Consider the following 14,643-nt stretch of genomic DNA (forward strand, 5'->3'; position numbering starts at 1 on the left):
TTTCGCCATTCTTTTGGGAATCCTGAATCTAGGAAGCTGAATAAATTGCAAAAAATTGCTTCCTCAACCATTACGGAATTTTTAAAGGATAATTATGTCTAAACGCAAGTTGCCCAGAGGACGTAGTACTAGTTCAGTTGCTTTAGAACCAGAAGTTGCGATCGCCGTTATTGGACTTTTTTCCGCAGCTGCTGATGATGAAGGCATCACTATAGAAGAACAATACGCTTTAAGTGAACTTCTAGGAGCAGTTTCTCAATTTGAAGATTATTCTGATGAAGATTTTGAAGAATTGACACAGAAGGTCGTCAGCTTATTAGAAGAAGAAGAACCTGAAGTTGTAATTGAGCAGGCGATCGCATCTTTACCCGACGAAGATTATCGCGAAGCCGCATACGTTACCGCTATCTTGGTGGTGGGGATTGATGAAGAAGTACCCGAAAGTGAACAGGACTATATATCCGAGCTTCAACAAGCCTTGAAGATTTCAGACGAACGAGCGCAAGAACTCATAGACGCAGTGTTCGGCGAGGAGGAAGAAGAAGAATACGAAGAAGAGGCAGAAGCATAATCCATTTGAATTGCAAGGTACTCAGCTAACACCATCAATTTACTGCCATCAAACTTGCGTTAAAAAAGCACCATCCCAAGGTGCGATCGTCAAATAGTTTTTAAAACTATGTGATGAGCCGGAAAATTTCTCTTGACTTAATAACGCTGTTGCTGAGTATCATCAATGTGAGTACCCAGCAACCAGCTAAAGTATAAACTCAAGTTGCATCGAAGATTAATACAAACTCAATATTCTTTAGTTAGAAATTGGTACATTTTTAAATGCAGCTGTATCAGGCACAAAAATGTCCAATTTATTAACACCATCAGGAACCCTTACCCAAATATAGGCATCAGCTGAGGCTTTTGGACGTAATTGAAACAAAGAAACGCTTCCTGTTGAACGATCCAAAGCAACTCCTTTATAGGCTTCGCTAGTTTCGGGATTCCGCGCTGTTGTACCCGCAACCGATATAATGTCACCACCGCCAACTCTTTCCGTTGCAAGGCGACGGATACGCATTTGGACATTCACCACATCACGATTTCCAGATGCTGGATCTTTAATCCGCTTTGCTGAAAGTAACTCTACCTCTGCTTTATTGCCAAAAGCAGGTTGTACAAATTGACCAGGCTGAATTGCTGAAGTAGTAGCTGTTTCTGACGTGGATTTTGCTGGCGATGTAGACGTTATTGGTTCTGCTGAAATTGGTTTTTCGGTAGAATTGGAAGCGGGGGCAGTAACATTTCCCGTGCTAATATTAGTAGTATTTAGGGTCTGCCGCAGTGTAAAAACTTCGTAAGCTGCATAACCACCACACACTAAAGCCAAACTAGACAGTAATACAGCCACACCAGACAGGAATGTACTCACACCGTTGCCTCTATTTTATATTTCTATAAATGCAGGTTTGTTCACCTTTCGATGATTTAATTAAGTAACTGCATCTATTGACTTCTATCTCAGGGAAGAAGTTTAGGTCAAGGTGAGAAAACCGATTATAGGCGTGAGGAGTATTAGTGAGATTTAAGATATTCAACAAACCACTGAGTTTTTTGTTGCTATTTTTGTCTATCCAAATAGCATTTAGTTCTAGAGTTGTTAAAGCTCAAAACCAAGTTATACCAGCGACTACCACAAAATCAATTTGCCCCAGCCAATTAGGTACAGCTATAGATGCTGTAATTAATCGTCCTATATTTAGGCGATCGCGCTGGGGTATTTTGGTGCAACCCCTGACAAATACGCAAACTCTCTACAATCGAGATGCTCAAAAATACTTTACTCCAGCTTCTAATGCCAAGTTATTAACAACAGCTGCGGCCTTACAGCAATTGGGGGCAAATTTTCGTTTTCGCACTTCTATTTATCAAAATAGCAACGGGGTTTTGCGCGTTGTCGGTAGAGGAGACCCCAGCTTAAATGATACTCAGTTGCAAGCATTAGCAAAGCAGTTGAGACAAAAAGGTATCACTCAAATTAAGCAGTTGATTGCCGATGATAGTTATATTCAAGGAGATATTGTTAACCCTACTTGGCAATGGGAAGATGTGCAGTCAGATTATGGCGCACCAGTCAGTAGTTTTATTTTGAATCAAAATATTTTCAGTTTAAAACTTGTGCCGCAAATTGTGGGTAAACTTTCTCAAGTAGTATGGACTGATACTAATGAGGCCAAACAATGGCAGACAATTAATCAAACGGTAACAGTTGCACAAAATCAGCCAACTAACATTAATTATAGTCGCGATTTATCGGGAACAGTATTGCGAATCCAAGGACAATTAGCAGCAAATTCTGAACCATATTTATTAACTTTGCCTGTAGTTGATCCTAATTATTACTTTTTAAGACGTTTCCGTACTGTTTTGACAACAGAAAAAATTAATTTGGGACAAACTTTAGTAGCTTCTGGTGGTACTAATCTACAAGAAATAGCAGCAGTAGAATCACTACCTTTATCTGAATTATTAATAGAGACAAATGTAAATAGTAATAATTTATATGCTGAAGCACTACTGAGAGCATTAGCTGTGAAAAAACCTATAGTGCAAAATCAGAAAAGCGTTGATGCAGGTTTAGAAATCGTCAAAGCAAGTTTAACTCAATTGGGAGTTGATTCAGCAAGTTACGTTTTAGTGGATGGTTCTGGGTTATCACGTCGCGATTTAGTCACTCCAGAAGCATTTGTGCAGACTTTGCGGGGAATAGCAAGAACACCAGCAGCATCTTTATATCGCGCATCTTTACCTGTGGCGGGGAAAAGCGGAACTCTCAAAAATCGCTTTCGCAACACACCTGCTGAGGGGATTGTGCAAGCCAAAACAGGCACAATGACAGGTGTGGTTTCTCTATCTGGATATGTAAATGCGCCTAATTATGAGCCGTTGGTTTTCAGTATTCTTGTAAATCAAACTGAACAACCAGCAACAGTTGTGCGGCAAGGAATGGATGAAGTTGTTGTATTATTAACGCAGTTAAAGCGTTGTTAATATTCTTAGAATATTTTAAGTTATTTTTTAACTAAACCCTGGAGCGATCGCAAATCATAATTTAAGATTTTCCCAGTATCAAAAAGTTGATATCCAGCAAAGAATAAAGCAGATGATGCCAAAAATACTAAAAAATTAACTGAGGCAAATACATTACCTGTAAAAGCTATCACTATAATTCCTAGCCCTATCAAAACCCATCCTAAATTTGGATTTATCCGTCTTTGAAAAAATAGGAAAACTCCAGCAATGCATAACAGAAGACCAGGAATACGAAATAAAATACCAACTTGAATGCTAGAAGCTAAAATTACGATGGCTGCTAACATCAAAGCCAAACCTGCAAGCTTGCTTGTCTTATTTACTGAATGTCTACTGTTGGCAGTAATTGGAGATTGAAACGTTGTAGGATTTGAGGTAGAGAGCAGACTTTGTTGATTTTGAGGTTTATTTTGAAATATAAATGTTACTTTACCTCCTTGACCTAGCTCTATTGTGTCTCCTAAATTCAACTGATAAGGAATATTAGATTCTAGCCTACTGTTGTTAAGAAATGTTCCATTAGAGCTTCCCAAGTCTTGAATAAAGTAACTGTCTGGGTGTATTTGAATTTGTGCATGAATTCGAGACACCACATCAGCATCTGGTAAGCTAGAAATATCAATATCTGGTGGAATTTGTTCATTTGGCTTACCGAGGTGGAACACGGTAAGATTTAGTGGTAGCTCAAAAGAAGTATTTGTCTGGACATGAAATAGCTCTAAACTCAGCCCTGTATTGTTAAATGTATTTAAATTTTGCATGGCTTGTTTTTTGAGGAGCAATTCCCTACTTTTATTTGTATTGGGGTAATATCTTTTACAATAACAAAATCAGAGTAAGTCTCGACACGATTTCTCAAAGTATACGCATACATATGTAAGTCTATACAGATTATTCATGTGTTGCAAAGATTTTTGGAAATGGGATAACACCACAACTACCGTGAAAAAGTGCGATTGCCTCCTACACTGAGCTTTGCGTGAAGCCAATCGCACCTAAAATTTAATTGGATTCAAGGGGAATTTGAATCGAGAATTCTGTGCCTTTTCCTAATTCTGATACACACTTCAGAATTCCACCATGTCTTTCTACTACTATTTGATAACTAATAGACAGTCCTAATCCTGTACCTTTGCCGACTGGCTTTGTGGTGAAAAATGGATCAAATAGCCGTGTTCTAACTTCTTCGGGCATTCCTATTCCATTGTCGGCAATCCGTATGAGAACAAAATTACTGTCTAAAACTTCAGTACAAATCCGAATCTGTGGTTTTTCAGTTGTTTTTGTATTAACATCTAACGACTGCCTACTGACAATTGATTCTTCTAAAGCATCAATCGCATTAGTCAAAATATTCATGAATACTTGATTGAGTTGCCCAGGATAACAATCTACTAAGGGTAAAGCCGCGTATTCTTTAATAACAGATATATCTAATCCAATACCACTATTTTTCCAGCGATGGTGCAAAATTAACAGCGTATTTTCAATTCCTTCGTGAATGTCAACTAACTTTTTCTCTGCTTCATCGTGACGGGAGAAATTTCGCAAACTAAGAACAATCTCACGGATACGATTAGTACCCATGTTCATCGAAGAGAGAAGTTTAGAAAGGTCACTAGTAATAAAATCTAAATCAATTTCTTCAGAAAAATCCTGGATTTCTGGCTTAGGAGTAGGATAGTGTTGCTGATAAAGGTATAGTAGCTTTATCAATTCTTGAAAGTATTCTTTAGCATAAGTCAAGTTGCCATGAATAAAATTTACTGGATTATTGATTTCATGAGCAACTCCAGCCACTAATTGTCCCAAGCTAGACATTTTTTCCTGTTGAATTAATTGAGATTGAGTTTCTTGCAACTTATGCAAGGCTTCGGTGAGTTTTTCTGCGTGAGTTTGGGCTGCTAAAGTAGCAGCACGACTTTGAGTATAAATTTGAGCGTGGTCGATTGCGATCGCTAGTTGATCTGTTACAGCTTGCAGCAGAGTAATTTCACTGTTAGTCCAAACGCGATCGCCACTACCATGACTACAAACAATTGCCCCAATTTCTCCTGAATTGCTCTTAACTGGTAGTAGTAGTTGAGAAGTGATACCAAACTCCATCAAGAGTTCTTGCATTTCATCATCTAGGTGTGACTTACTATTAATATCATCAATGCAAATTACCTCTTGATTTAGAAGTGTTTTAGTCAAAAAAGTACTTTTTTGTAGCGGAATAGTGCCTAGTAAAGTCGGTAAATTAGGGTTGCGTGCTTCATGGGTGATGCTAATATTTGGTTGAGATGGATGTGGTAAGTAACAAAGAAAGTAACAACGGTCAATTTGCAATAAGCTACGAATTTCGCTGACAGCAGTATCTAAGATAATATCTAAGCCATTTGTAAGATCCATCACTGCAAAGATAGCGGTTTTCAAAACAAATCGCATCTTCGGAATTTACAAGTTTTTGGGCTGCTATAATGGTAGATTCTTGGTCTTCAGGGTGAATAAATTTTAGAAAGGGTTTAGCAAATAGTTCCTGCTGTGACCAACCAAGCGTTTTTGTCCATACTGGATTTAAATGCTTAAAATAACCATCAAAATTAGCAATACAAAGTAAATCTATAGAAAGTGAGAAGAATCGGGAATATTGTTCTTCTGCTTGTTGGTACTCAGACTTAGTTTGTTGCATCATATTTATATACCGCTGTTATGCTTTATTTTTAAAAGAGAACTACTGATCAGTTAATTTGTTTGATAAAGCTTTATTAGCCATTAAAATTAGACATTTTCTACCCCTAAGAGATAATATTTAATAGTTATTAAAGCTGCAAAATTAATTTTAAATTTTATAAACTACAGAAGTCCTAACCTCTCAGTCTGGTGGACTAAATAGACTAGCTTGCTGTTTACTTAATTTTCTATTAAATATAGATTTCCCTAAAAAACTTCAAAGTAAACATCTATCTTTTAAATTTAAGATAAGAAGTGTTACGCTAGCTTCAAAAATAAGCATTTACACTCACTTGTTTCTTATAAACGTGAGTTCAACAAGTCTTTTTTGACCTCTCCGACGCGGAGAGGGGCTTAAATATCTACTAATGAAAAATCAAGCTTTTGAAGCCTATCTCCTTGTAGAGGAAAGGTTTGGAGAGCGAAAAGTTGAGCTAGTCGCTTGGCTTGGGCGGGTTTCCCAACTTGGGCGTTAGCGACGCAGGAGCGTCACTGGTGTTGAACGCCGACTTTCGGCATAGATGCTTTGCAGTTTTCAAAGCTTTTCAAGAGAGGGGTTTTTTAAAACTGTCGAACTCACATTATATTAATCAGGGAAAATACTTATTAGATAAATATAGAAACTGTTAAAATTTCGGTATTTGCTGAAGTTGAGACTGATGCTTTAAACTTCACTAGTCTCAAAATTGAGCATTTCATAAATATTACTGAACGAAATTTGGAAATTTATAGAAGCTAATGTTAACAATGCATCAGATGATTCATATTCAGTCAATACCCATTTACCATGTATTCGCTTTTGGATTCAGCGGCTTCTTCTAGTGCCAAATATTCTTCACGGGTGTAAAAGCGTTTTTCTGTCTGTGTTTGCATAATTATCTCTATTAGCAAATACGTAAATAACCTGAGTTCGGGATAAGGAAAGGGACAGGTAGTAAGCTGAAAATAACGTCAAATCCAGCACCTGTCCTATGTTTAGTTTAGAATTTTTGTTCTGCCATGTAGATGATTTTTGTAAGGCGTTTGAAAGCCAATGGCACAAAAAGCTGTTGGTACATCGAGGAATAAGACGGATTCGGGCTAGAAGTCTGTGTTTGAGTGAAATAATGACGATACTGATTGCATTTCATCAAAATCACTACCGGAATTTCAAGCATTTTTATTTGAATCATGTCAAACAGCAATGGAGTTGTGCTTTTCCGGGACTGCCGAGTTATCAACGATTCATTGAATGGATACCATCAACCTTGATACCTTTGTGCGTTTACCTGAAGCATTGTTTTGGACGGTGTACGGGTATCGGTTTTATCGATTCAACATGTCTGAAGGTCTGCCATAATCGTCGGATTTCTCGGCATAAGGTTTTTGAAGGTTTAGCAGTTCGTGGAAAGACTTCTGTGGATTGGTTTTTCGGGTTTAAGCAACATAAAAGTCGTCAATGAACTTGGTCAACTCTTAAATGTGGTTCTTACTCCTGGTAATATTGATGACCGTCAACCAGTTCCCGATTTCCTCAGTGATCTGTTTGGCAAAATATTTGGCGTTAGCGAAGCTTACCGAAGGTATCGCGGATATGTCTCTCAAAAACTGGCTTCTCAACTTTTGCAAGAGTTCGACATTAAATTTTTTGCCAAACCCCGTCGCAACATGAAAAACTATTTGATGCATCTCCATGATAAGCTCTTATCCCGTAAACGCTCCATTATTGAGACTATTAACGATCAACTTAAGAATATTTCTCAAATCGAACATTCTAGACACCGAAGCCCCGTTAATTTCTGCGTTAACGTTCTGTGCGGATTAATCGCTTATTGCCATCAACCTAACAAACCCAGCCTTCAAATGGAATGGCTTTTACCTCAATCTGCTTAACCCGAACTCAGGTTATGTAGAGACGTTGTACTGCAACGTCTCTACATTTATGGCGAAAAATTGGTTTTTAAGCCAGATATAGAATTTTTGCCAACCTGGATTACAGGTAATATCTCACAGTAGTCACAACTCGACTCTTTTTAGCCCTTAAAGCTGTTTTTAAGAACAGAGTTGTTTGGTTATGCAAAAGACTATCCCACCAATTGCGAGTCACAAAAGCAGGAATAATGATAGTTGTGAAAACATCTGGATGATGTTCCTCAAACTGACTGACAAAATCAACAAGTGGCCCAATTACAGAGCGATAAGGTGAGTCGATAATTTCTAAAGGAATATCTGACTCTAATTGTCGCCATTTTTCTAGGAATTTTTCTCGGTCTGTAGAAGCAATATCTACGTGAACTGCGACAATTTCATCGGCAATTGTCCGTGCATAATCCAAAGCTTCTACTGTTCCTCTGTTAAGTTGTCCTACCACTACCACTGCTGGATGAGTAACAACTGTTGGTTGTGGTCTAGGAATATAACTTCGAGGTGGCATTCCTTGAATACTTAACCGTTCGGCTACGTATTCATAGTGACGGCGAATAGCTAAAAATAGAGCGACTACCAAAGGAATTGCCACCACGACTAACCAAGCTCCTAAAAGGAACTTAGTGGAGACGATGACGACCAACACAACCGCTGTAGCAATGGCTCCCAAACCATTCATCAAAGCACTGGCCTGCCAACCACCTGTCTTTTCGTGAAACCAGCGACGTACCATCCCGGCTTGGGAGAGGGTGAAGGACGTGAAGACACCCACTGCGTAAAGCGGAATAACGGCGTTAACTTGTCCTTTGAAGATAACGACTAAAATTGCAGCGCAGAGGCTTAGGAGAATAATACCGTTTGAGTAGACTAAGCGATCGCCCAATAGCGACAACTGCCGTGGCAAAAATCCATCTCGTGCCAAAAAGTAACAAAGTCTGGGAAAGTCTGCATAGCTTGTATTAGCAGCTAAAAGCAAAACCAACAATGTCACAACTTGGATAAAGAAATAGAAGTAGTGTAAATAACTACCATTCAAAATCTGCCTTCCCAAAAGAGAAACCACAGTTTGTCCCTCTTCTGGGACAATGTGATAAATGTTTACTAAATATGTAATTCCCACAAACATCAGCCCTAAAATTACTCCCAAATAGAGCAATGTGAGGCGAGCATTTTTCCATTCTGGTTGCTTAAAAGCTAAAACTCCATCAGAGATTGCTTCTACTCCCGTCAATGCTGTACATCCAGCAGAAAAGGCACGCAAAACGAAAAATAAACTCAGTCCTTCGGTGACAGGAAGGACGGGGTATTCATCAGCAATATGGCCAGTTGCTTTTTTGAATAAACCAAGGGCAATCAACACAAAAATGCTGACAATAAATGCATATGTAGGAATCATAAATATCTTGCCTGATTCCTTGACGCCCCTAAGATTTGCCAGCATTATTAGGAAAATAAAAATCAAGCAAAGGCTGACTGTAAAGGGTCGTAGTGATGGCACTGCTGAGGTCAGGGCGGCTGTACCCGCAGATATACTGACAGTGACTGTCAATATATAATCAATCATCAGCGAACCGCCTGCTATCAGACCTGGATACAGACCGAGGTTTTCTCTGGCAACAATGTAAGAGCCACCACCTTGAGGATAAGCGCGAATGGTTTGTCGATAGGAAAGTACAACTATTCCTAGCAGGATGATAATTGCCACAGCAATTGGCAAAGACAAACCGAGAGCGCCACTTCCCGCCGCTACTAGAACTAGCAGGATTTCTTCTGTGGCATAAGCAACGGAGGAGAGAGCATCTGAGGAAAGAACTGCCAAGGCGGCGGCATTACTCAATCGCTCTTCACTATGAGCGCTTGTTGGTAATGATTTACCAAGTAAAAATTGCTTTAACTGAGGGTAGAGGGACATAGAAAGTCCACCTGACAAATGGTTTTACTCCTGCTCAACTGGATAATTAACTAAACACTAAGCAAGGAATATAGCAATTTTGGCAGATTAGTAGGCCATTAACTCGAAATTTTACAATCGATTGGGTTAAGTACTTATACTTAGTTAATCATAAGTGGCGATCGCACTAATTTCTGAATCAAAGTATATTGAGGTGCAAAATGCGATAGGCAAATCCATTATTTATACACCACGTTATGACACTTTTAAGCATTTTACTGCTTATAATACTTTCAACATGGCAATAGACGCTGCTATTAAACCTTTAACACCTGTAATATTCATACCTTCATAATAGTCGGTCAGCTTGTAGAGTTTTGAGGCATTAATTCAACATTTTATTGAGAGTGAAGCTTTGTATTGATTTGAGTTACAAGTGGTTCTAAAATTAAGCGGATCTGACTTTCTCTGATATAATCCTTAGTCGTAATTTTGGTGAGTGCATGACTTCTTAATAATATGGTTTCTTCTTTAAAAATTTCTGCACAACAAAGGTTAATGAAGCGTTCTGTAACATACTCCATTACTACAGCTTGTTGTATATACTGCATAGACATTTTTTCGATGAGCGATCGCCTATGCAAAGAGACTAAAGCTTCTAATAATTCGCTCCCCGACTTTTCAGTAATCAAATCATCTTGTAATTCTTCAAAAAAACCTGGCTCTCGATTGATTGCTAGCCAGTACATCACAGATTGTTCTATATTTGTCAACCGATTGAATTGCTTTTGCAATATATCATGAATATCATTAAAAATTAATGTTTCTCGCTTCCGATATTCTACAAATTTAGAAATATTTCCCTCAAAAACCTCTAGAATACCTGTAGCTACTATTTTTAAGGCGAAGGGATTACCAGCATAGTGATTAATAACCAATTCCCATTCAGGTTTTGAGCCAGTGAACTTACCTTTGTGTTGAAAAATATTTTGTGCTTCTGCTAGTTGCAGACCTGTCAGACTGATGGAGCGAATTGGTAAGTTTTCCCCTTCCTTAGCTGCTAAACCTTTGGGTTTTTCACGGGAAGTCAGTACTAAACAACTTTGATTAGTTGTTTCTGCAATACAACGGAATAACTGACCATAACCTTCATATCCTTCTCGATAACTATTTCTAATATCACCACTTTGCAATATAGATTCGGTATTGTCTAAGATGAGTAGACAACGATGATTTCGCAAAACCGCCATCAATTTTAGAATTTTCGCGTCTAGCGTTTTTGGTAAATCATTTTGCTCTACACAAAAAAATTGCATGAGGTCTGCTAATGTGTCATCTATAGGTGGAGTATTGCGTAGCGATCGCCAAATGACATACTCAAATTCAGACTGGACTTGTTGTGCTAATTTGGCTGCAACAGCAGTTTTTCCCATTCCACCCATACCTAATATAGTGATTAGGCGGCAGCGATCGCTCAAAATCCATTTATCTAATTTTGCTAGTTCATCTGTACGCCCGTAGAACGCAGAGACATCAATTGCTTCTCCCCAGTCTGTTTTGAGACATGAGGGGGATGAGGGGATTAATTTGTCTCCCCTATTTTCTTGCTCCCAACCTTCCCATCTTCCCTGTTTTCGCCATCTGCGCTCAAGTGCTGATTTGAAGTTTGTTTTGCTAACCTCTTCACTTAAAGCTTGGGTCAGTATTTTCCACAACTTTGGCGCTACAGTCCGCTTCAGATAGCTCACCGAGTAACTTGTGTCTTTAGCAATCTTCTCATAGGTCTGACTTTGCCAAGAACCTTGTAAAATAGCAATTTCAGGGGAATTCAACCGTCTACCGACGTTGGTAAAGACCGCTTCATCTGCCACTTTTAGACATTGCTTAAAGTTCATAGTGTGCGAGCATGTGTATTTAAGTGTCAGGCACTTATCAGTATTTTACCAGAACTTTATGCGAACTTTTAAGAACTTATATGTATTGTGCGGATATCACTAGGTTTGATAGATTGAGATTTAAACTTTTAAGAATTTCTTTATTAATGAAAATTTTTCTGAAAACTACAAAATTAAAATCTATATGGAGCAAAATTCAAAATAACCATATATACTTATATATTTTGTTAGCAAATGCTGTTGTTGCTCGTTTTTTATATAGTTTTTATATTCCCCGTGAAACTCCAGAGCAATGGCCTTTATGGAAATACGATCCCTTATTTATTACAGCCGTAGTAGTGTTCGGTATTGTCTTTAAGGTTTCATTAAATATTCCAGAAAAAATGAATATTACTATTAAAAGAATTTTATATCGAGGAATTATTAATTCTGAGGATCATTTACAAGAAAGTTTAAAAAAAAGAGCAAATAAGTTGAGTAATATATGTGGTTCTATTCTAGGAACAGTAATATTTATTGCATGGATCAGGGGTTTTGAACTGAAAATTATGAACATACTTCTAATTATTTTTGAAACTTTTCTTGCATATTTAACTGGTCGTATTCTTGGTACTATGGTTGCTTATGGTACTTTAGGATCTATCCTTAGAAAGGAAAAAATTACTCTTAATTTACAACCAGAACACATTGATGGTGCGGCTGGATTAAAACCTGTTGGTGATTTTTATTTTTTTCAATTCGTTATAGCATCCATGCCTGCTTTTTTTATAGCAGGTTGGTGGTTGTTATTATTAGTATTAACTAGAAATGGTATTTCAATACCTAAAGATACCTCACAATGGAAAGACGAAGCAATACTGCTTTTGCCATTAGCTATGATTGTTGAAGCTCTTGTTTTCATCTTACCAATGGTAAGTTTTAATCAACAGATGCGGAATTTCAAAGCCAATCTATTGAACGATCCAAAGAAATCAGAAGCTAAACCATTAAAGAGTGCAGATCAAATAAGTAATGCGATTACAACAATGAAAGCGGAGCTTTTAAATGCAAAAAATGAGCCAGAACATAACTTAATAAAATATAAAGTATCTTATTTAAGCGAAAAATATCACGCATACGAGCGGATGCCTACTTGGCCAGTATCGCCAAGTATAAGGAGATTATTTACTATTAATAATTTAATTTTATTAATACCAATATTATTAAAAATAATACCTGTAATTATAAATACTTTTAATAAAATTAATCAGCACTCTCCTAGTTAGATTGATTTTTACTATAATTTTTTAGCATAACAAGTACTGAAGAACCATATATATTTACTGAGTATTTAATTTACTGTATCCTCCTAATAATAGTAACCAAGTTATTACAACTATCCAATGAACAAAAACTGATGTCCATAAAGAACCCGTTTGAAAATATATAATTGTACATAAACTTCCGAAGAATGTTACTAATAACAAAAAAACTTTATTAGTAAAGGTATGATATGCCGATGGAAATACTGTAATTGCTTCAAGAGGATGATAAATAACAAAACCTACTAAGCTGAGACACCCCCATAGCCACTGGTCATTTATTGAAGCATTTTCTGTCAAATGAGGAAGTAGTAAAACACGAAAAAATAATTCCTCTGTTATTGCGGGCGTAAAAATAGAAATTATTATTATCTTAGCTGCTTCTAATAATGATTGTTGAAACAATTCAAACTTTAAAAATTTTAAATAAAAGCCTATAGTCAAAGAAATTACTGCAAATAATAGTAATAGGATTGCTGAATCTAGCCAAGATTGACGAGAAGGAATTGTTAAAATTGCCTTCTCTATACGTAGTATTAATGTATTCATTTGTTTATTTCGTTAATTTATTTTTATTAGATTATATTATACTCTAACCTACAAACAATATGCATTCACTAGAAGAAAGGAATGAAGTAAAACCTGGAGATGTGGTTTATCTAAAAACCATTGATATTTTGGGAAAACCACGAGTTAAACATTACGGTATAGTAGCGGAAAATACTTTATTTGTATATCATTTTGTGGGTAAAAAAATAAGTAAAGGTATTTTTCGTAAAACGCGTTGGGAACGTTTTGCGACATATGCAAATGAAGTAAGAAAAACACATGTTGTTGATATTTCAAATCCTGACCTTGAAAATATAGTTTTGGCACGCGCTAAAATACTTGTAAATTTAAAACCTATGTATGACTGGCATGACAGCAACTGTGAAAATGCGGTTAGATGGTGCAAAACTGGAAAATGGCAATCTCTGCAAGTTAGAGACCTCAGTTTTTACCCAATTGACCAAGTTTTCCCATTATTTGAACGATGGAGGCGCCAATATATTGATAATGAAACATCTCGTACAATATTATTTTTAGGGCGATCTAGAAATTTTAAAAAATATCATATTTCTTTTAATAATGAAAATTTAGATGAGGAATTATGTATATTTAATCTTCCTGAAAAACTACGAAAGAAGTATTACTCTAGTAGAAAAAAACTTTTAAATAATATTAAATGCCAACAAATTAAAGATGACTTTATAGAAAAGTTATTCAAATATAAATGTGTTGTTTGTATTGTTCTGATGATTATAATTGTAATTATTCTAAAATCAAATATTACTAACATGATTAACTCACCTATTTCATTTACGCCTGTGAATCCTTTGCCGCCTGACATTAGCCCAGTAAGAAAGTGTCATAGCCCTTATAAAGTCAAACCTCGTGATACATTAACGCATATAGCATTTAAGTGTTATGGAGATAGCACAAAGTCAGATATTATTTGTAAAGCAAATCGAGATAAGATTAAAAACTGTCATAATATCCTGACAGGAATAAAAATTGTAATTCCTTGATCAAAGTGATAGTAATTCAATTTTAAGGGCAATATGGACTCTACTTTGACTGTAATCTAGATGTAGCGATCGCTCCTAATTCCAAAAAATATAATTAAGCGATCGCTTATAGTTTAGGTGTAGTGTGATCGCCCTTCATGGTAGTTGATAAAATCAAGTGATCGCTTACAGCCTTTTTACTACTCTAACTAGTTCTTTAATTGCAAATTAGTCAGAGAATTTCTCTTTACTTAAAGCTAACTTCTAGTGCGATTGTCTATGCTCATAATATAAACAAAATT

Annotated in this window: 11 protein-coding genes and 1 pseudogene; 5 read left to right on the plus strand and 7 right to left on the minus strand. The window is 36.7% G+C overall.

Going from position 1 to position 14,643, the window contains the following annotated elements:
* Positions 1–94: 94 nt before the first annotated feature.
* Complete coding sequence (locus tag WKK05_RS35760) at positions 95–571, plus strand: tellurite resistance TerB family protein (protein WP_341527689.1); 477 nt, start codon at positions 95–97, stop codon at positions 569–571.
* 237 nt (positions 572–808) lie between these two features.
* Here the strand turns inward: WKK05_RS35760 and WKK05_RS35765 are convergent, their stop codons facing one another.
* Entirely contained in the window at positions 809–1,426 is a 618-nt protein-coding gene (locus WKK05_RS35765) for a hypothetical protein (protein ID WP_341527690.1), read from the minus strand.
* A gap of 146 nt (positions 1,427–1,572) precedes the next feature.
* Here WKK05_RS35765 and dacB point away from each other — a divergent pair, with 146 nt between their 5' ends.
* Positions 1,573–3,045, plus strand: coding sequence for a D-alanyl-D-alanine carboxypeptidase/D-alanyl-D-alanine-endopeptidase (dacB, locus tag WKK05_RS35770; RefSeq protein ID WP_341527691.1), 1,473 nt, complete (start codon positions 1,573–1,575; stop codon positions 3,043–3,045).
* Positions 3,046–3,065: 20 nt separating this feature from the next.
* Here the strand turns inward: dacB and WKK05_RS35775 are convergent, their stop codons facing one another.
* From WKK05_RS35775 to WKK05_RS35785, 3 genes are all read right to left on the minus strand, one after another.
* Positions 3,066–3,848, minus strand: a complete 783-nt coding sequence (locus WKK05_RS35775) for an FHA domain-containing protein (protein WP_341527692.1) — start codon at positions 3,846–3,848, stop codon at positions 3,066–3,068.
* A 241-nt stretch (positions 3,849–4,089) separates the two neighbouring features.
* Positions 4,090–5,481 carry an ATP-binding protein gene (locus WKK05_RS35780; protein WP_341527693.1) on the minus strand — a complete coding sequence of 464 codons (1,392 nt, stop codon included), beginning with the start codon at positions 5,479–5,481 and terminating at the stop codon, positions 4,090–4,092.
* The gene (locus tag WKK05_RS35785; RefSeq protein WP_341527694.1) at positions 5,423–5,764 is read right to left on the minus strand and encodes a PAS domain-containing protein; all 342 of its coding nucleotides are present in this window, start codon (positions 5,762–5,764) and stop codon (positions 5,423–5,425) included. Before WKK05_RS35785 ends, WKK05_RS35780 begins: the two co-directional genes overlap by 59 nt.
* A 1,009-nt stretch (positions 5,765–6,773) precedes the next feature.
* On the opposite strand from WKK05_RS35785, the pseudogene WKK05_RS35790 reads away from it, so the two are divergent.
* A pseudogene (locus WKK05_RS35790) lies at positions 6,774–7,674 on the plus strand (IS982 family transposase).
* Between the two features lie 100 nt (positions 7,675–7,774).
* On the opposite strand, the gene WKK05_RS35795 reads toward WKK05_RS35790, so the two are convergent.
* On the minus strand, positions 7,775–9,619 hold the full coding sequence (locus WKK05_RS35795) for an APC family permease (protein ID WP_341527695.1): 1,845 nt from the start codon (positions 9,617–9,619) through the stop codon (positions 7,775–7,777).
* Positions 9,620–9,996: 377 nt separating this feature from the next.
* Complete coding sequence (locus WKK05_RS35800; RefSeq protein ID WP_341527696.1) at positions 9,997–11,493, minus strand: NB-ARC domain-containing protein; 1,497 nt, start codon at positions 11,491–11,493, stop codon at positions 9,997–9,999.
* Between the two features lie 146 nt (positions 11,494–11,639).
* On the opposite strand from WKK05_RS35800, the gene WKK05_RS35805 reads away from it, so the two are divergent.
* On the plus strand, positions 11,640–12,758 hold the full coding sequence (locus WKK05_RS35805; protein ID WP_341527697.1) for a hypothetical protein: 1,119 nt from the start codon (positions 11,640–11,642) through the stop codon (positions 12,756–12,758).
* 54 nt (positions 12,759–12,812) lie between these two features.
* Here the strand turns inward: WKK05_RS35805 and WKK05_RS35810 are convergent, their stop codons facing one another.
* Positions 12,813–13,343, minus strand: coding sequence for a CPBP family glutamic-type intramembrane protease (locus tag WKK05_RS35810; protein WP_341527698.1), 531 nt, complete (start codon positions 13,341–13,343; stop codon positions 12,813–12,815).
* A 59-nt stretch (positions 13,344–13,402) separates the two neighbouring features.
* On the opposite strand from WKK05_RS35810, the gene WKK05_RS35815 reads away from it, so the two are divergent.
* Positions 13,403–14,362 carry a LysM peptidoglycan-binding domain-containing protein gene (locus tag WKK05_RS35815; protein ID WP_341527699.1) on the plus strand — a complete coding sequence of 320 codons (960 nt, stop codon included), beginning with the start codon at positions 13,403–13,405 and terminating at the stop codon, positions 14,360–14,362.
* The last annotated feature ends 281 nt before the right edge of the window (positions 14,363–14,643 follow it).

Origin of the sequence: Nostoc sp. UHCC 0302 (assembly GCF_038096175.1) — a bacterium.
GTDB lineage: Bacteria > Cyanobacteriota > Cyanobacteriia > Cyanobacteriales > Nostocaceae > UHCC-0302.

Coding starts and splice junctions, on each gene's coding strand:
- WKK05_RS35785 (WP_341527694.1), bottom strand. CDS start 5,764: ATGATGCAACAAACTAAGTCTGAGTACCAACAAGCAGAAGAACAATAT.
- WKK05_RS35800 (WP_341527696.1), bottom strand. CDS start 11,493: ATGAACTTTAAGCAATGTCTAAAAGTGGCAGATGAAGCGGTCTTTACC.
- WKK05_RS35775 (WP_341527692.1), bottom strand. CDS start 3,848: ATGCAAAATTTAAATACATTTAACAATACAGGGCTGAGTTTAGAGCTA.
- WKK05_RS35795 (WP_341527695.1), bottom strand. CDS start 9,619: ATGTCCCTCTACCCTCAGTTAAAGCAATTTTTACTTGGTAAATCATTA.
- WKK05_RS35810 (WP_341527698.1), bottom strand. CDS start 13,343: ATGAATACATTAATACTACGTATAGAGAAGGCAATTTTAACAATTCCT.
- WKK05_RS35805 (WP_341527697.1), top strand. CDS start 11,640: ATGAAAATTTTTCTGAAAACTACAAAATTAAAATCTATATGGAGCAAA.
- WKK05_RS35815 (WP_341527699.1), top strand. CDS start 13,403: ATGCATTCACTAGAAGAAAGGAATGAAGTAAAACCTGGAGATGTGGTT.
- WKK05_RS35780 (WP_341527693.1), bottom strand. CDS start 5,481: ATGGATCTTACAAATGGCTTAGATATTATCTTAGATACTGCTGTCAGC.
- WKK05_RS35760 (WP_341527689.1), top strand. CDS start 95: ATGTCTAAACGCAAGTTGCCCAGAGGACGTAGTACTAGTTCAGTTGCT.